The organism is Arthrobacter alpinus, assembly GCF_001294625.1.
Taxonomy (GTDB): Bacteria; Actinomycetota; Actinomycetes; order Actinomycetales; family Micrococcaceae; genus Specibacter; species Specibacter alpinus_A.
In genome coordinates, this window is sequence record NZ_CP012677.1 from 2,700,133 (window position 1) to 2,723,450 (window position 23,318).

At 63.5% G+C, this 23,318-nt stretch carries 22 protein-coding genes and 1 riboswitch; of the genes, 12 read left to right on the top strand and 10 right to left on the bottom strand.

Annotated features, from left to right (window positions below; translation table 11 throughout):
- Nucleotides 1-106: 106 nt before the first annotated feature.
- On the top strand, nt 107-655 hold the full coding sequence (locus AOC05_RS12175) for a TetR family transcriptional regulator (protein ID WP_062007444.1): 549 nt from the start codon (nt 107-109) through the stop codon (nt 653-655).
- Nucleotides 656-704: 49 nt separating this feature from the next.
- On the opposite strand, the gene AOC05_RS19475 is transcribed toward AOC05_RS12175, so the two are convergent.
- From AOC05_RS19475 to AOC05_RS12190, 4 genes are all read right to left on the bottom strand, one after another.
- Nucleotides 705-866, bottom strand: a complete 162-nt coding sequence (locus AOC05_RS19475; RefSeq protein ID WP_154605920.1) for a hypothetical protein — start codon at nt 864-866, stop codon at nt 705-707.
- 136 nt (nt 867-1,002) lie between these two features.
- Nucleotides 1,003-1,767, bottom strand: coding sequence for a 3-oxoacyl-ACP reductase (locus AOC05_RS12180; protein ID WP_062007445.1), 765 nt, complete (start codon nt 1,765-1,767; stop codon nt 1,003-1,005).
- A 66-nt stretch (nt 1,768-1,833) separates the two neighbouring features.
- Nucleotides 1,834-1,927, bottom strand: a riboswitch (TPP riboswitch).
- A 49-nt stretch (nt 1,928-1,976) separates the two neighbouring features.
- A complete protein-coding gene (locus tag AOC05_RS12185; RefSeq protein WP_062007446.1) occupies nt 1,977-3,272 on the bottom strand; it encodes an ATP-binding protein in 1,296 nt (431 codons plus the stop codon).
- 216 nt (nt 3,273-3,488) lie between these two features.
- Nucleotides 3,489-4,898: an MFS transporter gene (locus AOC05_RS12190; protein ID WP_062007447.1), complete on the bottom strand. Its 1,410-nt coding sequence runs from the start codon at nt 4,896-4,898 to the stop codon at nt 3,489-3,491.
- Between the two features lie 121 nt (nt 4,899-5,019).
- Between AOC05_RS12190 and AOC05_RS12195 the strand changes: the two genes are divergently transcribed.
- Nucleotides 5,020-5,649 (top strand): malonic semialdehyde reductase, encoded by a 630-nt coding sequence (locus tag AOC05_RS12195; RefSeq protein WP_230085343.1) that lies wholly within the window; start codon nt 5,020-5,022, stop codon nt 5,647-5,649.
- A 573-nt stretch (nt 5,650-6,222) separates the two neighbouring features.
- Here AOC05_RS12195 and AOC05_RS12205 read toward each other — a convergent pair.
- On the bottom strand, nt 6,223-6,429 hold the full coding sequence (locus AOC05_RS12205; RefSeq protein WP_062007449.1) for a hypothetical protein: 207 nt from the start codon (nt 6,427-6,429) through the stop codon (nt 6,223-6,225).
- 140 nt (nt 6,430-6,569) lie between these two features.
- Between AOC05_RS12205 and AOC05_RS12210 the strand changes: the two genes are divergently transcribed.
- On the top strand, nt 6,570-7,565 hold the full coding sequence (locus AOC05_RS12210; RefSeq protein WP_062007450.1) for a malate dehydrogenase: 996 nt from the start codon (nt 6,570-6,572) through the stop codon (nt 7,563-7,565).
- Between the two features lie 33 nt (nt 7,566-7,598).
- Here AOC05_RS12210 and AOC05_RS12215 read toward each other — a convergent pair whose 3' ends face one another.
- Both AOC05_RS12215 and AOC05_RS12220 read right to left on the bottom strand, forming a co-directional pair.
- The gene (locus AOC05_RS12215) at nt 7,599-7,817 is read right to left on the bottom strand and encodes a PLD nuclease N-terminal domain-containing protein (protein WP_062007451.1); all 219 of its coding nucleotides are present in this window, start codon (nt 7,815-7,817) and stop codon (nt 7,599-7,601) included.
- Nucleotides 7,818-7,856: 39 nt separating this feature from the next.
- Nucleotides 7,857-8,582, bottom strand: coding sequence for an NUDIX hydrolase (locus AOC05_RS12220; RefSeq protein WP_062007452.1), 726 nt, complete (start codon nt 8,580-8,582; stop codon nt 7,857-7,859).
- 343 nt (nt 8,583-8,925) lie between these two features.
- Between AOC05_RS12220 and AOC05_RS12225 the strand changes: the two genes are divergently transcribed.
- From AOC05_RS12225 to AOC05_RS12245, 5 genes are all read left to right on the top strand, one after another.
- Nucleotides 8,926-9,600, top strand: coding sequence for a TetR/AcrR family transcriptional regulator (locus tag AOC05_RS12225; RefSeq protein ID WP_062007453.1), 675 nt, complete (start codon nt 8,926-8,928; stop codon nt 9,598-9,600).
- A 9-nt stretch (nt 9,601-9,609) separates the two neighbouring features.
- Nucleotides 9,610-10,563, top strand: a complete 954-nt coding sequence (locus AOC05_RS12230; RefSeq protein ID WP_062007454.1) for an ABC transporter ATP-binding protein — start codon at nt 9,610-9,612, stop codon at nt 10,561-10,563.
- The gene (locus AOC05_RS12235) at nt 10,560-12,200 is read left to right on the top strand and encodes an ABC transporter permease (RefSeq protein WP_062007455.1); all 1,641 of its coding nucleotides are present in this window, start codon (nt 10,560-10,562) and stop codon (nt 12,198-12,200) included. The genes AOC05_RS12230 and AOC05_RS12235 overlap by 4 nt, the downstream gene beginning before the upstream one ends.
- A gap of 100 nt (nt 12,201-12,300) precedes the next feature.
- Nucleotides 12,301-12,768, top strand: coding sequence for a hemerythrin domain-containing protein (locus AOC05_RS12240; protein WP_062007456.1), 468 nt, complete (start codon nt 12,301-12,303; stop codon nt 12,766-12,768).
- 81 nt (nt 12,769-12,849) lie between these two features.
- Nucleotides 12,850-13,590, top strand: a complete 741-nt coding sequence (locus tag AOC05_RS12245; RefSeq protein WP_231687109.1) for a dienelactone hydrolase family protein — start codon at nt 12,850-12,852, stop codon at nt 13,588-13,590.
- A 317-nt stretch (nt 13,591-13,907) separates the two neighbouring features.
- Here AOC05_RS12245 and AOC05_RS12250 read toward each other — a convergent pair whose 3' ends face one another.
- The 3 genes from AOC05_RS12250 to AOC05_RS12260 form a co-directional block, all read right to left on the bottom strand.
- Nucleotides 13,908-15,896, bottom strand: coding sequence for a penicillin-binding transpeptidase domain-containing protein (locus AOC05_RS12250; protein WP_197277827.1), 1,989 nt, complete (start codon nt 15,894-15,896; stop codon nt 13,908-13,910).
- Nucleotides 15,897-16,026: 130 nt separating this feature from the next.
- Entirely contained in the window at nt 16,027-16,353 is a 327-nt protein-coding gene (locus AOC05_RS12255; RefSeq protein WP_197277828.1) for a DUF4234 domain-containing protein, read from the bottom strand.
- Between the two features lie 107 nt (nt 16,354-16,460).
- The gene (locus tag AOC05_RS12260; protein ID WP_062007459.1) at nt 16,461-18,047 is read right to left on the bottom strand and encodes an ABC-F family ATP-binding cassette domain-containing protein; all 1,587 of its coding nucleotides are present in this window, start codon (nt 18,045-18,047) and stop codon (nt 16,461-16,463) included.
- A 224-nt stretch (nt 18,048-18,271) separates the two neighbouring features.
- On the opposite strand from AOC05_RS12260, the gene AOC05_RS12265 reads away from it, so the two are divergent.
- From AOC05_RS12265 to AOC05_RS12280, 4 genes are all read left to right on the top strand, one after another.
- Nucleotides 18,272-19,258 (top strand): diaminopimelate dehydrogenase, encoded by a 987-nt coding sequence (locus AOC05_RS12265; RefSeq protein WP_062007460.1) that lies wholly within the window; start codon nt 18,272-18,274, stop codon nt 19,256-19,258.
- 119 nt (nt 19,259-19,377) lie between these two features.
- On the top strand, nt 19,378-21,102 hold the full coding sequence (locus AOC05_RS12270) for a DUF4041 domain-containing protein (protein WP_082357963.1): 1,725 nt from the start codon (nt 19,378-19,380) through the stop codon (nt 21,100-21,102).
- Nucleotides 21,102-22,448 carry a DUF2510 domain-containing protein gene (locus AOC05_RS12275; protein WP_062007462.1) on the top strand — a complete coding sequence of 449 codons (1,347 nt, stop codon included), beginning with the start codon at nt 21,102-21,104 and terminating at the stop codon, nt 22,446-22,448. Before AOC05_RS12270 ends, AOC05_RS12275 begins: the two co-directional genes overlap by 1 nt.
- A 248-nt stretch (nt 22,449-22,696) precedes the next feature.
- Nucleotides 22,697-23,290 carry a hypothetical protein gene (locus tag AOC05_RS12280; RefSeq protein ID WP_062007463.1) on the top strand — a complete coding sequence of 198 codons (594 nt, stop codon included), beginning with the start codon at nt 22,697-22,699 and terminating at the stop codon, nt 23,288-23,290.
- Nucleotides 23,291-23,318 lie beyond the last annotated feature (28 nt).

Sequence of the window (23,318 nt, forward strand, 5' to 3'; positions counted from 1 at the left end):
AAGTGTGGGAGTTGGCGGTGCTGCTGTCAATTGGAAGGCCCGCGCATGGGGGAAGATGTAAGGGTGCCACTGGGGCACGTCGACCAAGCCGAAGGGACCGGAAACCATGGCGTTGACACGCGGGCACATCGTGGACGCCGCTATGGGGATCTTGCGCGAATACGGCCTGGCCGACCTGTCCATGCGACGGCTGGCCCGGGACTTGGAGGTCCAGCCCGGGGCCTTATACTGGCACATCAAGAACAAGCAGGACCTGTTGACGGTGCTGGCCGGGCTGATCCTGGAACCGGTGGGCGAATCGGTTTCCCCGCGCGGATTGGCCTTGGACATCCGCGGCGCGCTGCTCTCGGTCCGCGACGGCGCCGAGGTGGTTGCCCTGGCATGGGCGCTGGATCCGGAGGCCCCGTCACCGCTACTGCGCCTGCGCACCCTGCTGATGGGGCAGGGGTTGGCCATCGGGGAGGCGCGCTGGGGCGCCGACGCCCTGGCACACTACATCCTGGGCGCCGTCACACAGGAGCAGACCCGTGCCGGCCTACTCCGTGCGGGCCTGTTGGATGGCTCCGGCACCGGCACCGACGCCTCCTTTGAATTCGGTCTGGGGCTCTTCCTCTCCGGGCTGGCGGCCACGGCTGCAGGGGCGGCATCAGGTTGAAACCGTCCGCCCCGCCCTGTTCAGACCAGCGCTGCATTTCATCGGCCACCTACTCCGGGGTGGCCACCACCGTGGGCTGCTCGACGCCGGCAGCGAGCCTGCCCAGAAGCTGGCACAGCGTGGGCTGCTCGGTCTCGATGATGCGCAGGGTCGTGAAATAACTGCCCTGTGAAGTCCGACGCCGGCGCCAGGGCTGGCACGGGTCCCTCAAGGTCCCAGCTGCTCGTAGTAGCCGATGTCGCCAAGCTCCGCGATCGGGGAGCCAGGCATCCGCCAGGCGGCGCAGTGGTGGCCTCAGCCGTGCAGGAGCACGTTCAGGTGTAGTTGCCGCAAAGCGAAGTCCGGTATCAGTTCATCACCAGCCCGCCGTCGACCATGATGTTCTGCCCCGTCACCGACCGGGCCCACGGCGAGGCGAAGAACAGCACGGTGTCGGCGAGTTCGGCCGGCGTGGTGACCCGGCGAAGCGGCGTTGCCGCGGCGATGTAGTCAAAGACCTCCTCGGGCGTGGCTGCGCTGGCGTCGGTGGTGCGCAGCAGGCCGCCGGAGACCATGTTCACGCTGATGTTCGCAGGCCCCAGGTCCACGGCGAGTGTGCGGGTCAGGGACAGCAGTGCCGCCTTTGCCGCCGTGTAGTCGTGGTACGGCACTACGGGGTTTTGGAACAGGTTGGTGCCAATGTTCACGATTCGGCCAAAGCCGTGGGCCTTCATGCCTGGCAGGGCCGCCTGAGTGGTGTTCAGCGCACCGCGCACGCTTCCGGAGAACTGGGCGTCAAAGTCGGCCCAGGCGATGGTGCCGGCGGTGGAGCGGGCGTCACCGTTGAAGGAAAAGTCGGCCAAGGCGTTGTTCACCACAGTGGTGATGGCAGCACCAAAGTGCCGTTCCGCGGCCGCGAACAGGGCTGCGACGTCCTCCGGGTTGGTGACGTCGGCCTGTACGGCCAGGGCCCGCCCGGGGCCGGCATTGGCGGCCAGCGCCTCGGCGGCGTCTGCACTGCTGCGGTAGTTGACCACCACGCGGGCTCCGGTGCCCAGGAACGCCTGGGCGATGTGGGCGCCCAGTCCGCGGCCGGCACCGGTGACGAGGACTACTTGTTCTGGAAACTGCATGGTTCTCCACCTTGGATTAGGCGAAAAGATGGGCACGGCAAAGCGCCATTAACATGGGTGGCGCGCAAGAAACCGGCAGGACATCCCTTCGCTAGTGCTAACTAGATCAGGTTCAACGGGTGTCTTTCTCAGCCCGCCAAGGGCACCCCGTGTCACTGCCAGCGAGTCTAGCCGACCCCATTTATCCAGAAGCACCCAGTGCCCGTTTGTTACGTCCGCGCGAGGGCGTCGATATCCTCCAAGAAGTCCGCTGCCACGGCATCGCTGACGGTGGCTCGGGTGTCGGCAATGGTCTCCAGGTAGTCCGCTGTCACCGGGCCGCGGGGGCCGGCGGCGGGAGCGTGGCTGACGTCGTCGTACACGGCCTTTTCCAGGGCCCGCTGCGAGGCGCTGCGGGCGGCAAATTCGATATCCGCCGGGGAGAACCCGGAGCTGGCCGCGACCAACCCGGCCACATCCACCTCCTCCACCACCGTCTCCGGAATAAACCGGCGCCACATGGCGGTGCGGGCGTCGTCGTCCGGCAGGCCGATGGGAATGACGTAGTCAAAACGGCCGTGGCGCAGGAAGGCCGAATCCAGGGAGCGGATGAAGTTCGTGGCGCATACCAACAGTCGGCCGGGCTGGTCCCGGAATGCCGGAATGATCTTCAGAAGCTCGTTAGTTACTCCCTGCATGGGCGAGGGCGGCTCCCCCGAACGCTGCGAGGCGATCTCCTCAACCTCGTCAATGAACACCACGGCATGTTCGAGTTCGGCGATGTCCAGAAAGGTTTGGCGCAGGGCCCCGGCCAGGCCGCCGGGCTCCCCCGCCAACCGGGAGGGGAAGACTTCCACGAACGGCCATTCCAGGCGGGACGCCATGGCTTTGGCAAAGGTGGTCTTGCCGGTGCCGGGCGGGCCAAACAGCACGACAGCGCGTGGGGGCACCACACCGAATTCGTCGGCCAGGTCCGGCTCTGCCAGGGGCAGCACCAGACGCCGTTCCAGCAATTCCTTCTCGGCGGTCATACCTGCCACCCGGTCCCAGAGGTCGCGCGGAAGCAACCGTCCGCCCAGTTCGTCCAAGGCGCCCAGCTCGGCGCGCTGGACGGGGATGCGGCGTTCAAAATAGCGCAGGTTCTTTTTCACCACGAAGCCCCGGTTAGTGAACGCCTCCACGCGGGTCTCCGTTTCCGGCATGAGTGCAGAGAGCTTGTTCAACCCGTGGGCCGCCATGCGGTTCTCGACGGCGGCCAGCAGCGAGGTGCCAATCCCGCGTCCGCGAAATTCCGGCAGGGTGGACAAAAACACGATCCAGCCCTGGTCGTGGGCGGCGCGCCCCACCGCAGCGCCAATCACTTGTTCGCCCTGGACAGCCACCACGGCATGGTCCTTCTCGCACGAGGCCAGCACCTCGGACAGGTCATAGACCGGTTCCACTTTGGTGGCGCGCAGGGACTGCCAAAGTTGCAAGATCCCCTCCACATCCTGGGAATGAAAGTCCCGAATCTTCCATGACGTCATTGTTTAGCGCTCCTCTGCGTTGCCGTGCTTCGCATCATGGCATGGCTGGGGCTCCACGTCGACAGCTGTCCACGCAGTGTTAGCCCGCACAGTGGCCGTTCGCTCAGTCTCATAGATTCTTTATGCGCACTGCCCGGGGTCGCACCCTGCGCAGCTTGGCCAGTGGCGCAAGAACCTCACCCGGACACTGCGCATAAACGCCGGATCCGCCGAGAGTTACCGGACCCGTACCGCTTCGCCGGCGTCGCGCGTCAACAGGGCCGCCTCGACCACCGGGTACAGCATGAGCAAACCCAGCACGGCGAACGTCCACTGGTAGGCGGTCACCGGCGGCGCACCGCCCAGCAGCGACTCGGACGCGCGCAGGATCAACGCGCCCACGGCCACGCCCAGGCAGGTGGCGATTTGGGCAATGGTGGAGGAGAGCGTGTTGGCCCCGGCCATGCGCGCCTGCGGCACATCGGCAAACTGCAGCGTGTTGTAGGCGCTGAACCCGATGGAACGCAGCACACCGCTGGCAAACAGCACGGCGGCAATGACCGGCAGCGGTGTGGCCGGCCCCAGCAACGCACAGGCGCCCAGGACCAGGGCGCCGCCGGCATTGCTGAGCAGCAGCACCTTCTGGAACCCAAAGCGGCGGATGAGCGCAGACGTGGCCGGCTTGATCAGCACGTTCCCGGCAAACATGGCCATGGTCATCAGCCCGGCCCCAAACGCGTTCCAGCCAAAACCGAGCATGAACATCAGCGGCAGCAGGAACGGCACGGCGTTGATCACCAGGCGGTACAGGGCGCCGCCGCCGTTTCCTACGCGAAAGGTGCGGATGCCCAGGGCACGCAGGTCCAGCAGCGGGTGGCGGGAGCGCTTGAACCACCACAATGCGCCCGCACCGGCGCCCAGAGCCAGCAGCAGCCACAGCACGACGCCGGCCCAGGGCGCGGGTACCGAGCCCACCAGTTCCAGCACAATCACCAAAGCGGCCAAGGAAACGCCGCAGAGGATAAATCCTGTCCAGTCCGGCGGGGGAAGCTTGTGCGCCCTGATGTTCGGCACCACACGCAGGGCCACCATAAAGGCGATGATGCCCAGGGGGACGTTGATGAGAAAGATCCAGTGCCAGCTGGCGTAAGTGGTGAGCAGCCCGCCCAGTGCCGGGGCAATCACCGGTGCGATCAAGGCCGGCCAGGTCAGGTAGGCGATGGCTTCCAGGAATTCCTTTCGGTCCGCATCCCGGAGCACCACCAGCCGGCCCACCGGCACCATTAATGCCCCGCCCAGGCCCTGGAGCATGCGGGCGCCACACAGAAAGGCGAGGTTGGGGCTCAGTGCGCACAAAAGGGAAGCCACGGTGAAGATGGCGATGGCTGCGGTAAACACCCGACGGGCCCCGTAGCGTTCTGCCAGCCAGCCGCTGATGGGGATGCCCACGGCCAGCGTGATCAGATAACTGGTCATGGCCAGGTTGATGTCCACGGGCCGGACGCCGAGATCGTCGGCAATGCCTGCCGCCGCGGTGGCGATGATGGTCCCGTCGAGGATTTCCATGAAGTACGTCCCGGCAACCAACAGCGCAAGGACGCGGCTGAAGGACGGGGCCACGGCCGGCGTCGTACGGGTTCTGCTCACCGGCCAAGCGTAGCCACCCAGACGACAAGTGACACAACTCATACAGCCATGTGGAAACAATTCACACCATTTCCACGCTATCCATCCACGAACACCTTCTTCGAAACAGAAAGCCGGACCCGTGAGCATTGACATCGCGCAGGAAATCAACGTGCAGGATGAATTGATCCTGGATGCACAGGCAACCGACGTGTTGTTCCTTGAGGCGCGCACCGCCAATAGCTGGGCAGACGGCGAGATCAGCGAGCAGACGCTGCAAGCCATCTACGCCCTGACCCGGATGGCCCCGACGGCCATGAACACCCAGCCGCTGCGCATTTCCTGGATCCGCTCCGCCGAAGCCCGCGCACGTCTGGTGGCGCACATGTCCGAGGGCAACCAGGCCAAGACGCTCACGGCCCCCCTGGTTGCCGTGCTCAGCTACGACACCGACTGGCACGAACTGATGCCCACCACGGCACCGCACGCCGCCGGCATGATTCCCACTTTTGCCGCCAACCATGCCCTGCGCCAGGGCATGGCGGCCAACAACGCACACATCCAGGCCGGATTCTTTATCATGGCAGCCCGTGCCGCAGGCCTGGCAGCCGGACCCATGGGCGGCTTTGACGCCTCAGGGATCGACGCCGAATTCAACTCCGGCACGCAGCGCAAAGCGTTCCTGGTGGTCAACCTGGGCCGGCCCAACGGTATTGTGGACCGCGATCGCCTGCACCGCCTCGAGTTCGACGCGGCTACGCAGACGCTCTAAGCGGCTGAGCCGGTGCAGCTCACGGCGAGGTGGAACAGATCGAAGCCGCAGGCGCGCCAGCCAGCCTGTCCTTGGTCCATGCGATCAGATCCCCGCCCGCGCAGGTCCTGTGCCACCTCGAGCGGGTACGGGATGGGCTAACTCGGCGTGTTCTTGCGCAATCTCTGGCCAAGGGTCCCGTGGCTGGGTGCTTGGCAACGGTGGTTTTGTCCTTCTCGATGGCTATGTTGGGCATATTTTCCGCCGGTCCAGAGCGCGCCTTGCCCGCCCTCGCGGCATCCGGCACATTGGCTGGCTTGATGAAGGTCTTTACGACGGCGTTGGCCAGCGCCGCTGAGGATGAGTGCCGCTGCCATGAAGACAGGAAGCACGGTAATGGTTCCACCCACCCAGAGCGTGACTCACCAAGGCGCCGGGGCCAGTAGGCCGGAGAGGGCGCGGGTTCCGGAGATGATTTTTGCGGCAAGCATGGGCTGCCCAGCATTCCCTAGATCTACTTGCCCAGCAGCATTCCCTGCCTCGTCTGAAATGGCCGGTCACCTCGGTCAATTTCGCCTTATTTGGTAGCGCGGTTCAGTGGCGCTTCGGTGCGCTTGTATGCTCGGAGTCTTGGAGTTCGGCAGAATCCGCCCCAACGGCGGCAACCTGCAAGCCATGACTCAGTTCTTCGGTGCGTTCCAAGGCGCGGCTACGTGCCGCGCCCATCATGAACATGATGATCGCCAGCATGGCTACGAGCCAAAACACCACGATGATGGTGATGAGCAGCCAAAACGGCATTCGAATATCTCCTTGAACAACAACAAATGTATGAACCCCAGTTACCACAACTATACAGTTGCCGGTTGTGAGCCCCCTCAGCGCGCACTGTGAACATGCAGGGAGATCCGCATCACGCGCTCCTGGCCTAGACTGGCCAGATGAACGCTCAAGCGCCCGCCCCCGTCACTGTCACGGTCACCGGGGCCGCCGGTCAAATTGGTTATGCACTCCTGTTCCGCATCGCCTCCGGGGCCATGCTGGGCCCGGACGTGCGTGTCAAACTAAATCTGCTGGAAATTCCGCAGGCCGCCCAAGCTGCCGAGGGGACACTGCTGGAACTCCAGGACTGCGCCTTTCCCCTGCTCGCCGGGATGGAGGTCTTTGAGGATCCCGTCAAGGCGTTCGACGGCGCCAATATCGCCATGCTGGTCGGTGCCAGGCCGCGCGGACCGGGAATGGAACGCGCCGATCTACTCAAGGCCAATGGCGGGATTTTCTCCGTGCAGGGCCAGGCGATCAACGCCGGCGCTGCGGCGGATTTCAAGGCAGTGGTGGTGGGCAACCCGGCCAATACCAACGCGCTCATTGCCGCCGCTCACGCCCGGGACGTGCCGGCGTCGAGGTTCACCGCCATGACCCGGCTGGACCATGACAGGGCGGTGGCCCAGCTGGCGGCCAAGACCGGGGCGCCGGTCTCCGCCATCAGCAACCTGGCCATTTGGGGCAACCACTCGGCCAGTCAATACCCTGACATCACCCACGCCACAGTTTCCGGACAGCCCGCCACCGAGTTGGTGGACCAGGGCTGGATTGCCGACGAGTTCATCCCCCGTGTGGCCAAGCGCGGCGCCGAGATCATCGCGGTGCGCGGCGGCTCCTCGGCGGCGTCGGCCGCCAACGCAGCCATCGAACACATGCGTTTGTGGGTGCAGGGAACCCCGGCGGGCGACTGGACGTCCATGGCGGTCCCCTCCGACGGCTCCTACGGCGTACCGGCCGGCATTGTCAGTTCCTTCCCCGTCACTACCAGCGGCGGGGACTACACCATTGTGCCGGACCTGGCCATCAGCGAGTTCTCCCGGGCACGGATTGACGCGTCGGTTGCGGAGCTGTTGGCCGAACGCGACGCCGTTGCGGAACTGGGGCTGTTCTAGGGTCCGCCACTACCTGAAGGACTCTTGCGGCTGCTACTTCTTCCGGCCCCAGATAAAGTAGGCGATGGGCCCGGCAAAATTGATGAACGACGCCGCTACCCACGCAGGCTTGGGACCGTTGACTTCCTGCGGCTTGCGTTGGGACAGGTCCCGCAGCGCAGCAAACTGAAGTGCGATCTGCGCGCACCCCGCAACGACAATCCTGGTCTTGGCTCGCTTGCTCAGCTCGTTCCAGTGTTTCTTGGCTGCCATGACTGCTCCTTGAAGGTTGGCTGTGCGAACGGCCTCAGTCTAATGCTCCACAGTGGATTCAAACACCCACGGCAGTGACGTGATCGTGAGTCGGTGGCGGGCACCGCGGCGTGCGGGCTGCGGGTAGTCCGCGTCGCCGCGCCACATGACACCGGTGGGCGGCTCGGGGGTGGAGGGGATGGCGTCGTTCTTCACCTCTTGCGGCAAAAAGTGGCTTTCGTAGGAGAACGGCGTCGCCATCGCGGTCCGGGCCAGCGCGTCCCTGACTGTGGCGAATTTACCCAGGTGGTGCAGGGTGACCCAGGTGGGCGGCGCCAAGACCATGGCCCCGGCGGCGTGCCGGGCAAGGGCCTCTGCGGGAGTCAACCAGGCGTAGTGTTCATGTTCGCCGGGGTTCAACACCACCTCCGAAGTGGGGGCTTGCGCGATGGAGAACCAGGTGCGAAAACGGCGCGGAAGCCGTTGCATGGGTGTCCACAAGGAAAGCTGGACAAGGTCCTGGGCCTGGAGCTGCTGGCCCGTTTCCTCGGCCAACTCCCGCAGCCCGGCCACCTGCGCCGCAGCGATGATATCCAGTTGCTGGCCGTCTGGACCGAGGCGGTCCATCGGATCCACCTTGCCACCGGGAAACACCCACGCTCCGGCGAAGGCACTGCTGGCGCCCGGCCGCTCAAGCATCAACACCTCAAGACCGGCATTGCCGTCGCGCAGCAAAACCACCGTGCACGCATCTTCCAGCGGAGCCAGTGGCACGTCATTTCCCATGGGCCAACCATAGTCCCCACTGGCCCCCTCACCTCGTACCTCGGCCAAGGAACCCTGCCAGCGTGGCCCCACCCACCGACACCCTCACCTCGTACCTCGGCCAAGGAACCCTGCCAGCGTGGCCCCACCCACCGACACCCTCACCTCGTACCTCGGCCAAGGAACCCTGCCAGCGTGGCCCCACCCACCGACACCCTCACCTCGTACCTCGGCCAAGGAACCCTGCCAGCGTGGCCCCACCCACCGACACCCTCACCTCGTACCTCGGCCAAGGAACCCTGCCAGCGTGGCCCTGGAGAAATAGTCATTGCCCCTGGCTATACACGCGAGTAGTCTACAATCCATGAGTACAGCACCAGAGGATCTGACGGGCCGGGCACGGCTGCGGGACGCCGCCATCGAGTGCTTCGCAGCGGGCGGTTTTGGCGAGTCGCTGCGGGCCATTGCCGCACGGGCAGGCGTCAGCGCGGGCTTGGTACGCCATCATTTCGGGTCCAAGGAAATGTTGCGCGCCGAATGCGACGCCACCGTCCTGGCCCGCTACACCAAGCTGAAGACGGAGAGTCTGAACTCGGACCCCAAGCAGCTGTTCGCGCAGTTCCCGGCCTCCAACGAGGCTGGGATCCTGCTGGTGTACATTTTGCGCAGCGTCCGTGAGGGCGGAGCGGCAGGGCGGGAGTTCATCGAGCAAATGGTTGCCGAAGCCCTTGGATTTACCCGAGACGCCGTGGCGCGGGGGCTGGTTGTCCCCAGTCGCGATGAGGAAGCCCGCGTCCGTTACCTCACCTATCAAGGGATCGGTGCGCTCGTGGTCAGGCTCGCCATGAACCCGGATACGCCACTGGATGATTTCCAGGCAGTCATGGGGCAGTTCTACACCGATTCCATGCTGCCCACCCTTGAACTGTATACGGAGGGCCTGTTCACCGACAGGACCTACCTCGAGCAGTACCTCGAATACGTTGCAGCCACCAACAACCCGCCCGCGGGCCTCGCGGGAGAACCGTTGTCACTGTAAGGAAGAACCATGTCACCCACTACTGCGGCCATCGAGGTCGCCGGTCTGCGCAAACGATTCGGGCGGACCACCGCACTGGACGGCTTGGACCTGATCGTGGACCAGGGAACCGTTGCAGGATTCCTCGGGCCCAACGGATCGGGCAAGTCAACCACCATCCGCATCCTGCTGGGACTGCTCAGGAACGACGGCGGCACCGCACGCCTGCTTGGAGGAGACCCCTGGGGTGACGCCGTGGACCTCCACCGGCGGATTGCCTACGTGCCTGGTGAGGTCAGTCTCTGGCCCAACCTGACGGGCGGGCAGGCCATCGACATCCTCTCCCGGCTGCGCGGTGGCGTGAACAACGCCAAGCGGGACGCCCTGCTGGAAAGCTTCAACCTGGACCCTAGCAAGAGGGCCCGCAGCTACTCCAAGGGAAACCGGCAAAAGGTGGCCCTCGTGGCTGCTCTGGCCTCCGACGCGGAGCTCTTGATTCTTGACGAGCCGACGTCGGGCCTAGACCCGCTGATGGAGGAAGTCTTCACCGACTGCATTCGCGAGGTCAAGGCAGCTGGGCGCAGCGTCCTGCTCTCCAGCCACATCTTTGCCGAGGTTGAGAAGCTGTGCGACACCGTAACGATCATCCGGGACGGACAGACCGTTGAGGCGGGCCAGCTGGAGGAGCTTCGCCATCTGCACCGGACCGTGGTTTCGGTGGTGCTGGACCGTGACGCCAAAGTGCTTTCCGTCGTCGCGGGTGTGAACGACCTCGTCACGGACGGAAGCAGAGCCACCTTCACCGTGGGTGAGGCAGAGCTTGGCGGGGTGCTGACGGCCGTCTCTGCCTATGCTCCCCATTCCCTGGTTGCCAGCCCACCATCCTTGGAGGATTTGTTCCTGCGCCACTATGGCGGGGTGGGCAAGCGCGACACGACCTCGGCCCAGCAGGCTGCGACAGCGCAGAAGGCGGGTGCGCTATGAGCGTCGCAGCTGCCCCGGCCCGTGCCGCCTCACGGAGCACGTCGCGGTCGGGGATCATGACGGGCTTTTGGATCAGCGTGCGGTTCATCCTGCGCCGCAATTGGCTACGGCTGGTCATTTGGGCGGCCGTGCTGGCCGTCATGATTCCCGTGGTCTACGATTCCCAGCAGCAGGCCTTCCCCACCCAGGCTGCCCGCAACGCCTATGCCCAGGTGGCGAACACCCCGGCCGTCGCGGCCATGACGGGCCTGCCCTACGCGGCAGGTTCATTGGGCGGAATCCTGGTCATCAAGATCTGGATGACGCTGGCTGTGGCCCTGGGCTTTGCCTCGATCTTCTTAGTGACCCGCAACGGCCGGGCGGACGAGGAGTCCGGGCGGACCGAGCTGCTACGCTCCTCGGCGATGGGCCGTCACGCCTACAGCATGGCCAACTATGCGGTGGTGGGAGGCCTGAGCGTTGTGAGCGGTGCGCTGATTTCACTGCTGTGTCTGGCCGAAACGCTGCCCACGGCCGGCTCGCTGGTCATGGGTGCCTCAATCGCCGGAACAGGGTTGGCGTTCGTGGGCATTGCCGTGATCTGCGGGCAGCTCAGTTCAACCAGCCGCGGGGCCAACTCGCTGGCCGTCGCCATCCTGGCCGTATTCTATTTCATCCGGGCCGCAGCTGACCTTCAGGCGAATGGCGGCAACGTGAACGTCATCAGCTGGTTCTCACCGATCGGCTGGGCACAGAACATGCGCCCCTTCGGCCAGAACACCTGGTGGCCGCTACTGGCACTCCTCGGGCTAGCCGTGGCAGGCTGCGCCCTGGCCCTCCGCATTGAAACACGCCGGGACCTAGGCATGGGCATACTGCCCGAACGCCGGGGCAAGGCCCGGGCGAGCGAGTTCCTGATGCACCCTGTGGGGCTGGTCCTTCGCCTGCAGCGGGCGCCACTGATTGGCTGGATGGTCGGAGCCGTGGTGGCCGGGTTGTTCTTCGGCACCGTGGCAAAGGCCATGACCACGGTCCTGGAACCGTCGAACGCCTTCGCCAAAGCGTTCGTGGGCGAATCCTCCAACATGCTCGACGGCATTCTGGGGGTCTTCGTGTTGTTTACCGCCATGCTGGCCGGGGCCTTCGCCGTCCAATGCATCACCGGCGCCCGCACAGAGGAGGCCGAAGGCAGGCTAGAGTCACAGCTGGCCGGGGCCTTGTCCCGGTCCACCTGGCTGTGGGCCAATGTGCTGGTTTCCGCCGTGGGGTCCGCGCTGATGCTGTTGCTGGGCGGCTACCTCACGGGAGTCTCCTCCAACGGGGCAGCCACGGGTTCCCAACTGGCCGGGGCGGCGTTCGCCTACTGGCCGGCCGTCTTGCTCATGATGGGCGTGCCGTTGTTCCTCCAGGGCTTCGCGCCCCGCCTCAGCGCCAGCCTGGGCTGGGCCGTATACGGGATTTCCGTGGTGGTAGCCATGTTTGGCGGACTATTCTCGCTGTCCGAATCGGTCATTGCGGCCACCCCGTACGGTGCGGTCCCCCGGCTGATGACGGAGAACTTCACGGCCCTACCCATCCTGGTGCTGTCCGCCATCGCGCTGGCCCTCGGCGTACTTGGGTTCTGGCGGTTCAGCAACCGTGACATCATCCCGGAGTAGGCTGCCGGGCACCTTGCACGGGCAGTCGGGCGGAGCGCAGGAAACGGGCATAGCCAATAAAGTACATCCACCATTGAAGCGCAGCAATGAAGGAGGAACCATGGAACAGGCAACGTTGGGAAAGGCACTGGAATTGGAGCACCGGCAGATCGACGGCGGTATTGAGTCGTATCTGGCCGCCGCGGACGGCGAAGCTGCCGATCCGGCACCGCTGCGGACCGCACTCGCCGGATTGCGCCGCCACATTTACCTCGAAGAGCAATTCCTGTTCCCACCTTTACAGGCTGCAGGGCTCATGGGACCCATTTTCGTCATGCTGCGCGAACACGGCGCACTTTGGCGCGCCATGGACGCCGTTGAGGCGTTGCCGTCCAGCCCCTTAGGCACTACCGCCATCCGTGACGCCTGCACCGCCTTGCTGGCACTTCTTGACGCCCACAATTCCAAGGAAGAGCCCATCATCTACACCCAGGCCGACAAGGTATTGGATGCCGCGGCAAGCGCCGAACTGCTGGACTTTCTGGCCCAGGGTACGGTACCGGATGGCTGGGTCTGCGCCGCGGTTTGACCCCGATTCCCGTCGCCAAGAAAACATAAATGTTCAGCATCTTCCCCACCAAACACCAGTCAGCGGTGTCAAAATGAGACCATGGGAAACACGATGGATTTCACCGCTGCGGGCCAGCCGTTTCAGGCGTACCAGGCAGAACCCCCCGGGTTGGTCCGCGGCGCGGTGGTGGTGATCCATGAAATTTGGGGGCTCACCGACCATGTCAAGGACATCGCCGACAGATTCGCCGCTGCCGGATACCTCGCCGTGGCACCAGACCTCATGGGCTTGGCCGGGCTGGATGCAACCTTGCTGGCTGAATTGGGAGCCGACCGCTCCGACCCGGCGAAACTCGCCTCCGTCCAGCCCAAAATCAGGGCTGCCACCGAACCCCTACGTTCCCCGAAGGCGGCTTTGGCGATCGAGGCGGGCACGGCTGCCGTGTTCAACTACCTGCAGTCAAGCGCCGAGGGGGCCGGAAGAACCGCCGTCGTCGGCTATTGTTTTGGCGGCACTTATTCTTTTGCCCTGGCGGTCTCGGAACCCCTGCTCGCGGCGGCTGTACCGTATTATGGCCAAGCCAACTACTCGGTCCCTGAATTGGCGGACATCACCTGCCCAGTCCTTGCCTTCTACGGCGAGGAGGACCATGCGTTGACAGACGGCCTGCCGGATTTGATCGCCCGCATGCAAGAAGCGAAGGTGGACTTTAGATACACGGTCTTCGCCGGCGCGGGGCACGCCTTTTTCAATGACACCAACCCCATGACGTACCGGGCGGAACCGGCCAGAATCGCATGGGAGGAGACGCTGGAATTCCTCGGCAAGGTATTGGCCTAGGACCCCCGATGGGCGGAAGTTTCAGGGACGCTGGCGTGCCTGAAAGCAGTTCAAGGTTGCCGCGATCTGAACAAGGAAATCATCCACCGCGTCGTGAGTTTGGCGAGCAAATCCCGCGGGACTGCCCACGTGCAAGACATTGGCCACGCCACCGCCGTGGAGTTTGCAGCCTCAGTTGTGTGCCCGCTCAAGAGCTGAAAGGGGCTCGGTGCGTTACTGCACCGGCAGGCAACGCACCGCGCTAGGTGAAAGCACACCCGGACGACGCCGTGCGCCGCTTTCGCCCGCAGCTGCGCGCTAACGCCTAGCTGCGGAACCTAGCCGCCGGCGGCCGCTGCGAGCATGGCCCGTGCCAGGGGACCGCCGGTTACGGCACCCAGGTCCCCGTCCTCAACAAATACCGCAACGGCAATGTCACCTTGGGCGGCGATCACCCAGGAGTGTGTACGCGGCGGGGTATCGGTGCCGTACTCGGCGGTGCCAGTCTTGCCGATCGCGGCAGTGCCTGACAGGTCGGCGAGGATTCCCAGGTAGCCGTCGGTCACCACTGCGCGCATCATGGTGCGAAGATCGCCGGCTTCCTTCTCCGTCAGCGGGGCACCCCCGGCAGGTGTGGCCTTGCCGTCGCGACCGTCCACCAGTTGCGGAACCACCGTGGTGCCCTTGACCACCGAGGCCATCAGGGTCGCCATGGCCAAGGGTGAAACCTGCACCTTACCCTGCCCGATCATGGAGGCTGCGTGCTCGGTTCCGGCGGAGTCCCGAGGCACGGCTCCGGTGAACGCGTCAAGGCCCAAGTCATTGGTCAAGCCGATTCCGAGGGCACCGGCCGCGTCCGCTAGCTTGTCCTGCGCCAATTTATCGAACTGCGAAACAAAGGCCGTGTTGCACGAGTGCGCCACGGCCGTGGTCAGCGTGATCTCACCCGTGGCCGACGCCGCATAGCCCGGGGCGTTGAAGAACTTCTTGCCGTCGGCGGTGAACTCCGGGGTGCAGCTGACGGTTGAGGTGGGGTTCATGCCCAGCCGGAACAGGCCCAGCGATGTGGCGATCTTGAACGTGGATCCGGGCGCATACTGGCCCAGGAACGCAGTGTTGTAGCCGTTGCTGTCGGGCCCGTTGGCCGAGGCCAGGATGGCGCCGGTGGATGGGCGCAACACCACGATCGAACTCGGCGTCTTGACCCCGGCCAAGGAGTCCTCGGCGGCCGTCTGCAAGGTCGGCACCAATGTGGTCTTCAGATCCTGGCCGTTGACGGGCGCCTCTGAGAACAGGATGCGCGGCGGTGCGGGATTAGCAACAGGTGACGTCCCGGCGTCGGCCGTGCCAGCGCTGGGGCTGGCACTGGGGGAAGCGGTGGATGCGGCGGGGGCCGCCGTGGCCACGACGGTGACCCCGGGAGTGCCGGCGAGCTGGGCGTCGAAGGCGGCCTGCAGCCCACTGGCGCCCACGGTTTGCCCGGCAACCACCTGTCCCTTGGACTTTTCAATGTCTTCGGCGCTGGCCTCACGGACGGTGCCGAGAATGGCCTGGGCGAAGGACCTCGACGGCGCCAGCGGCAGGGTTCCGGGGGTCGCAAGGAAGCCCTTGATGCCCGTCAACGCGGCCTGATCCAGCGCGTCAAAAGCCTCCACACGCAAGGTGATGGCATCGACGAACGCTACCGGCCCATACGCCTTGACCTTGGCAAGGTACCCGGCCGTGTCAATGCCGACCACGGCGGCTAGGGCGTTCGCTGACGCCTCCGCTTCGGCGTCGCTGAGGCCAGCCTTGTTGATTCCCACGGTCTTGACGGGTCGGTCCTTGACGATCGCTTCACCGTCCGCGGCCAGGATGCTGGCCCGTTGCCCGTACATGGTCTCGATCGCCAGACGCTCACCGGCCTTCAGGCTTGGCTCAAGCATTTCGGGGGTCCACGTGACGGTCCAGGCATCGCCGTCGCGCTTCATGTCGGCCCCGGTTTTGTAGGTCCACGGCTTGGCCAGTTTGGGAATGTTCCACGCGTAGTTCAGGGAAACCCTTACAGTGTCACCATCACCGGGCACCACACTGTCAACACTCACCTGGGGCCACACCGGGTCGATGCCCTTGGAAAGCTCGCTCAGTTCCTTTTGAACCTCAGCCCCCGGCTTGTCGAAGACGATTTCGCCGACGGTGTGGGAGGCAAGGGCTGCTGCGAGCGCCTTAGCCGTTGTACTCCCGTCATCCTTGACAGGCGAACACGCGGTGCCCGTAAAGACGAGGGCAAGGACAACGAGCAAAGCTGAGGTGCGGCGAATCATGGGCTCCCTGACGTAGATATGCAACCCAGCCTACCTATGCCGAACCCCTATCACCGCGCATCGCACAGGCACGGCACCCAACCAACCAAAAGTGCCGCCGTCGCCCGTTCCTGCGGGACTGCGGCGGCACTCGTGAAAACACGGCGCAGGCCGGTTATGAAACGCCCTGCAACTCGGCCTTCACGGCGACGGTGGTATTGAAGGTGTTCTGTACGATGGCCCCACCAATGGAACCCAGGAGCAGGACCAGCAGGAATGAGCTGACTTTGCTCAGACCGTTCTTTGTCACACGCTCCACACCGCTGGAGTTCTCCCACAACCACCAAATGTTGACGATGGGGACAATGACGAGCCACGCCGTGGGGATCTGGGCACCCAGCTGGTTCATCTCATTCTTGGTCTTGACGTACCAAACGATCTGGTAGATACCGAACGTGATCAGGGGCAAAAGCAGGACTGCTAAGGGACTGCGCTTCTTCAAGTAAATCTCCTCAATTGCGAATAATGACCCCTTATGATCCTGGTCCCGGAGCATCTAAATCCTGTACTTTCATATGTTACGGCGGACCGTAGCTAGTGGGACGGGGGCTACCCGCCGCGAACCTCCACGATGCCGGGCTTCTCTGCATTGAACACGAGGCGGCGGTTGGCGATCTTGTCGGTAAAGAAACGGTCATGGCTGACCACCAGGACTGCGCCGGGGAAGTGCAGCAGGGCCCGTTCCATGACCTGGGTGCTAGACATGTCCAGGTGGTTGGTGGGCTCATCGAGCACCAGCACGGAGGCCCCGGACAGCAGACACTGGGCCATGGCAACGCGGGCGCGCTGGCCTCCGGAGAGGTTGCCGATCCGCTGCTTCAGGTCTGCCTCGGAGAATTGGAACATGGCCAGGAAGCGGTTCACCGATTTCTTGGTGGCGGTCAGGGCCAGGCTGTCGGGCATGGCGTTGACGGCGTGCGTAACGGTGTCCTCCGGATCGAGTTCGTCCAGAACCTGGTTGTAGGAGACCAGCCCGCCGCCTTTGGCCCAGGTGACATAGCCGGAATCGGCGGGCTCCTCCCCCGTTAGTGCGCGCAGCAACGTCGACTTTCCCGAGCCGTTGGAGCCCAGGACCACAATCCTGTTGCCGCGGCGAATCTCAAAGCTGAGGTCGCTGAACAGTGTCCGGTCCCCATAGGATTTGGTGAGCGACTCCACCCGGCACAACACGTCCTTCACGTGCAGGCCGCCGTAGATCTCGGTGATGATCTTATCTACGGGACGCGGTGCACGGGACTTTTTGATCTTGGACAGCTTGGAGTCCAGGCCCTTCGTTGCCGCCTTGGCAGCCTCGCGCCGGTCGGAGATGCCTTCGGCCTCGAACGCCAACAGCTCGGATTCGTGCATGAACTGGCTTTCTAGGGTCTTGAGCCGGAACTGCTTGGCCACCACAAAGTCGGCAAAGTTGCCCGGGTATTCGTGCAGGTGGAAGTTCTCCAGTTCGATGATGCGTGTGACTACGGCGTCCAGGAACTTCCGATCGTGCGAGACGATGATCGCCGCGCCCTTGAAGTTCTTGAACCAGCCCTCCAACCACTCCACACCGGCCACGTCGAGGTAGTTGGTGGGTTCATCGAGCAGCAGCACGTCGGGGGCTTCGAGCAGGATCTTGGCCAGGGCGGCACGGTTGCGCCAGCCACCTGAGAGTTCGTCGATGGCGCAGACGCGATGGGCGTCGTTGAAGCCCAGCGTGGTCAGGACCTTGTCGATGTTGCGCTGGTAGTCCCAGCCGTCCAGCCTGTCCATGTCGGCAAAGAGCTCTGACTGCCGGTGGATGAGGCGGTCCAGTTCGGCCTCGGGCTGCTCGACGGCGAGCGCGGCGTCGATCCCGGCCAGCTCCGCCTCAAGCTCCAAGACGTGGGCAAACACCTCTTCGAGCACCTCAAGGATGGTGGAGGCGCCGTTCAGCTCGGAGAACTGGGAGAAGTAGCCAATCTTGGTGCCAAGTTCCACACTGACGGTGCCGGTGTCCGGCTCCACCTGGTCCAGCACCAGCTTCAGCAGGGTCGACTTTCCGGAGCCATTCTTGCCAATCATGCCCACCCGGTCGCCGGCTTCCAGCTTGAAGAACGCCTCGCGCAGCACCTGGACCTTGTCGAAGCGCACGCTGACATCGTTCAAACGGATCAAGCTCATGGGTGTGGTCCTCTAATTGCAAACGGTGGGGGGCGGAAAACACCCCTCTCCACTTTACCGTCCAGACCGTCCAGGTGCACCGACACTCCCACGACGTCGGTACTCACCGGTCTTGTCCGGTGCACGGGAGCGCTGTGCGCCGGCACGACGGCAGACTGTACGGTTGTGGGAAGTGAATGCAGCCGCGGACGAGGTGGCCGCCCGTTGAATGGATAGATGAATACATGAGTGCGCAAATTCGCATGGGCATTGCCGGTTACGGAAACCTGGGGCGCGGGGTGGAGGCGGCGATTGCCAAGAACGCGGACATGGAACTGGTGGGCATCTATTCACGCCGCGACCCCTCTTCCGTGGTGCCGCTGGGCCAGGACACACCCGTTTACTCCATGGATGCCTTGGCGGCCCACACGAATGACATAGACGTGCTGATCCTGTGTGGCGGATCCAAGTCGGACCTGCCCGATCAGGGCCCGGCGCTGGCTGCCATGTTCAACACGGTGGACAGCTTTGACACGCACGCGCGGATCCCGGAGTACTTTGCCGCCGTGGATGCCCCCGCCCTCGCCTCCGGGAAGACGGCGCTGATCTCCGCGGGCTGGGACCCGGGCATGTTCTCCATAAACCGCGTGTTCGGCGAGGCGCTGCTGCCCGACGGCGACACCTACACGTTTTGGGGCCGCGGCCTGAGCCAGGGCCACTCGGATGCGATCCGCCGCGTGGCCGGGGTAGCTGGCGGCGTCCAGTACACCATCCCTTCAGAGACGGCTATTGACGAGGTCCGCAGCGGCTCCCGCCCGGAGTTGACCACCCGCCAAAAGCACATCCGCGAGTGTTTCGTGGTGCTGAAGGAAGGCGCACGCGAGGATGCCGTGCGTGCCGAGATCGTTTCGATGCCGCACTACTTTGACCAATACGACACCACGGTGGTTTTCATTACCGCCGCCGAGCTGGCCCGCGACCACAGCGCCATGCCCCACGGCGGCTTTGTCATCCGCAGCGGCAACACCACCGACGGGCACGCCCAAGTCATTGAGTATTCTCTGGCGCTGGGGAGCAACCCCGAGTTCACCTCCAGTGTATTGGTGGCCTACGCCCGCGCCGTGCACCGCATGAATGCAGCAGGCCAGTTCGGCGCCAAGACCGTGTTCGACGTCGCCCCGGGCCTGCTCTCGCCAAAGTCGGCTGCGGAGTTGCGGGCCGAGCTGCTCTAAACACCCACCCCTAGAATTCAAGAGGCCGGTGGAATAAGTGCGTCACATAATTTCGGTGGGCGGGCCGAGCTGACCGATGCTTCATTCGGTTTGTCTGCCGTAGGTTGTATGGTCATTTCATGTCTCACGTATCGTTGCCCAAAGGGGCAAATACTGTAATATCGGCGCCGCTTGACGCTGCACTTCAGCTGACACTTCGCTGGAGTGCACCGTCTTCAACAGAAGAGCTTGACCTGTTCATGTTGCTGCTCGATGCCAGCGGCCAGGTCTCAGCAAACTCGGACATCGTCTTCTACAACCAGCCCAACTACTCTGCAGGTGCTGCAAGGTACCTTGGCCGGGACGACTCCGGGTTCGGCCACGCCCACAGGGTGGAGCTAACCTTGGGGCGCCTTCCGGATTCCGTGCACACCGTTGCCATCGCTGCATCTTTGGATTCCGCCGACTCCCGGCTAGGGGCACTGTCGTCCCTCGATTTGGTCATGACGAGTGACTTCGGCACTTTGTGCGCCATCAGCAGCGAGGGACTCACCAATGAGCGCGTCGCCGTGGTTGCAGAACTCTACCGCCGCAACGACGACTGGAAAATCCGTTCGGTATCCCAAGGATGGAACGGAGGCCTCCCTGAGCTACTCACCCACTATGGGGCGGTTCTCGACGAACCCCAGAACCTGCAAAACCCCGGACCGGCTGACTCCGGCAAAACCACGCCGGGTGCAACTCCAGGACCTGACGCGGCAAAGTTGTTCCGCCTCCAGGACCTGGAACACCGCATCCGCGAACGTGAAGCAGTTCTCGCTGAGCTGGAATCCCGCATCATCGAAACGCGTGAGATCAACCTCTTGCAGGACCTTGGCATCTACGATTTTTCACACCCGCTTGAGGACGCCGTCCAGTACAAGGAGCACCTGTCACAGCTCAGGACTTCGCTGAAGGTACTGGTCAAAGAACGTGCCGTTACGGGCGCCACCAATTGGGCTGTTAACGGGAACCTCGCCAAAGGCGCCCAAATGGTGAAGGAACAATGCCAGCTGATGCTCAGGGCCTACAACGCAGAGGCTGACAACTGTGTACGAACCGTACGGGCGTATTCGTTCGATGCCAACGTGGCCCGCCTCGAACGGTCCAAGAGCGCCATCGAGAAGCTCGGCAAAAGCATGGCCATTCAAATTACCGACGAATACCACCAGCTGCGCTTGGACGAGTTAAAACTCACGGCTGATTACCATGTGAAAGTGGCAAACGAACGCGAGACGCAGCGTGCTTTGCGGGAAGAAGCGCGCGAACAAGAAAAGGTCGAAAAGGAACTGCAAAAGGCCCGCCAGAAGATTGAACTTGAGCGCAGCAAATACCAGGCGGCGCTGGCCATCGCCATTGAGAACGGCGACCCCGAGGCCATCGCCAACATGCAAAAATTTGTTGAGGGAGCGGAAGCCAAGCTGCAGGACATCGAAAACCGCCAAGCCAACGTCCGCACCGGTTACGTCTATGTCATCTCCAATCTCGGTGCGTTCGGGGACCGCATCGTGAAAATCGGCATGACCCGAAGGTTGGAGCCCACGGAACGCATACGCGAACTGAGCGGTGCAGGAGTTCCCTTTCTGTATGACATCCATGTGCTCTTCTTCAGCGAAGACGCTGCTGCCCTCGAAGCGCAGTTGCACCGCGAATTCGATGCCCGTCGGGTAAATAAGGTAAACCTGCGGCGTGAGTTCTTCTTTGCCACACCGGCTGAGGTCAAAGAAGCCGTGACCCGTCTCGTGGGTGTCACGACGTTGGAATTCAAGGAAGAATCAGAAGCAAGCGAATTCAGGCTGAGTCTGTCACTGTCGAAAGGCAAATAATGGGATTCAAGAAAAGCACGTCGTTCAAGGTAATGCCCGGTGTCCGCGTGCGCGTGTCAACCAAGGGTGTTTCCGCCTACGCCGGCCGTACCAAGATTATTGGCACGTCCACGCCGTCAAGCGCTAGTAAAAGCCCTGCTCGCCGTGCACCTGCACGCAACACAGCACCAGCTCCGGCGCCGCGGCCCGCACCCGCGGTGAAGCCGGGACTACTCGCCGCCAAGGAAGAAAAAGCCCTGTACGCCTACGCCGTGACCCGGCAGGCACCAGTGCTTGACCCGATCGTTCTGAAACACCCGGTCTTTGGACGCGCAGCCGCAGCCATTGTCGGGTTGCAGGACCTGGAGGCGGACCACCTGGAATCAAGCGTCCAGGCATTGCAGAGTGTCATCCACGGGTTGCCACCTATTGAAAGCAATCCTTTCCTCTTGAAGTATCTGCCCAACTTTTCCTTCGAACTCGAAATAGCGGGCGGAGTCACGGCCCAGTTGCCCCTGACAATGGCGGCCTTGACCCTGGCCTTGGCCGAAGCGCTTCAGACACTCGGCCGGATTCCCGAGGCAATTCAGTACGTGGAGCAACTCGATCCGACGTACCCTGCATTGCTTAGCCTCACAGAGCTTTATTCAAGCTTAGGTGACTGGGAAGAAGTCCTTAGGCTGACAGACCAACTTCCGGTGAATTCCGAGCTGACGGCCGCATTGGCCATACTGCGGGCTCAGGCTCATTTTGGGCTGGACCAACTCGTGGCGGCCAAGGAATGCCTTAAATCGCTGATATTGGGAAGGAAGTTCCCGGAAAACCTCCGCTTCCAGGCGCTGGCCCTGCGTTCAAACATCAGTCTGGCCGACGGAGCGTACTCGCAGGCGGCCAGCGACCTGGAAAAGATCCTGGCTGAGAACTCCCGCATTTCCGGAATTCGCGAGGCACTTGTTGAAGTGCAAGATGCACAGCGAGTCGCGCTCCAGCAAAAAATCGACATAGCTGCCCGGAAAGCTGCTGAAACGGTGCGCATCCGTGAAGCGAAGGTCACCGAAGCAGTGCGCGTCAGGGAGGAAAAGACTGCCGAGGCGGTTCGGGTTCGTGAAGAAAAGATCGCAGTACAACTTGCCCTGAAGAATGTTCCCGTCATGCAAACCGGAGTCATCAATCTCAGTGACGATGCGGGCGTTCCTGAAGCAGCCCCTGTCGTAGAACCCCGCCCCGGCACGGCGGCCAACATAGCTGCAGTGCTGAGCCCGTCAACAGCCAGGGCGCCTGGTTTCTACCTGGATCCCCAAGAGCTTGCCCCCTATCGTTTTTGGGACGGATCGACCTGGACCTCACGTGTTCGCATGACGCCGTAGATGAGCTGGACCCAGCTTTTCCAAGCCATTCCCAACCGTGCTGTCTCGGCACCGAGACAGCCGAAACATTTGCGCATTGGCCGACCAGCAAGGAGCCGTCATGAATGAGGTCATCGGCAGCATCCTGCCCCTAGGCATGGGGTGGCGCTGAGCCCGCTCCCCATCATCATGATTGTGCTGCTGCTGGGCTCGGCCCGCCCCGTGCCAATGGTCTGGCTTTCCTGGTCGGTTGGATCGTCGGGCTCGCGGTGATCGTCGCGGTCCTCACCTTCGCACTGGACGCACTGGACGCGGTGGACGATTCCGGCGACGATCCGGGGCCGGTCGCCGGCCTTCTGCGCATCGCCTTCGGCTCGTTCCTGCTGTTCCTGGCTGCGCGTAAGTTTGCGAAGCGTTTTGGGAAGTCCGACGCCGGCCCCCTCCCCACGTGGATGGCCTCCGCACTGGGTATCAACGACGCCCCCGCCATCGCAACAGCAGATGTCGGCCTGGCCATGGGCGCCGGCACTGACGTGTCCATCCAGACTGCCGATGTGATCTTGATGGGGAACCGCTTTGACCAGCTGGTCCACGCCTATTCGCTGGCGAAGGCTACCGTACGGAATATGAAGCAAAACACCGTTATTGCCCTGGGTACGGTGGTGCTGCTGCTGACCGCAGTGCTGTTCCAAAAGGTATTTATGGCCACCGGCATGCTGGTGCATGAGGTCAGCGTGCTGGTGGTCATTGTCAACGCCGTCCGTCTGGTCCGGTTCAAGGACAAGCGTGCCGCCCCACCCGCGTCGGCCGCCAGGTTGCAGGTGAATGAGGGAAGGGACGTCGCTTTGGAGGGGGCAAGTTAGCCATCCAAGCGACACCCCCGGCTGCGCC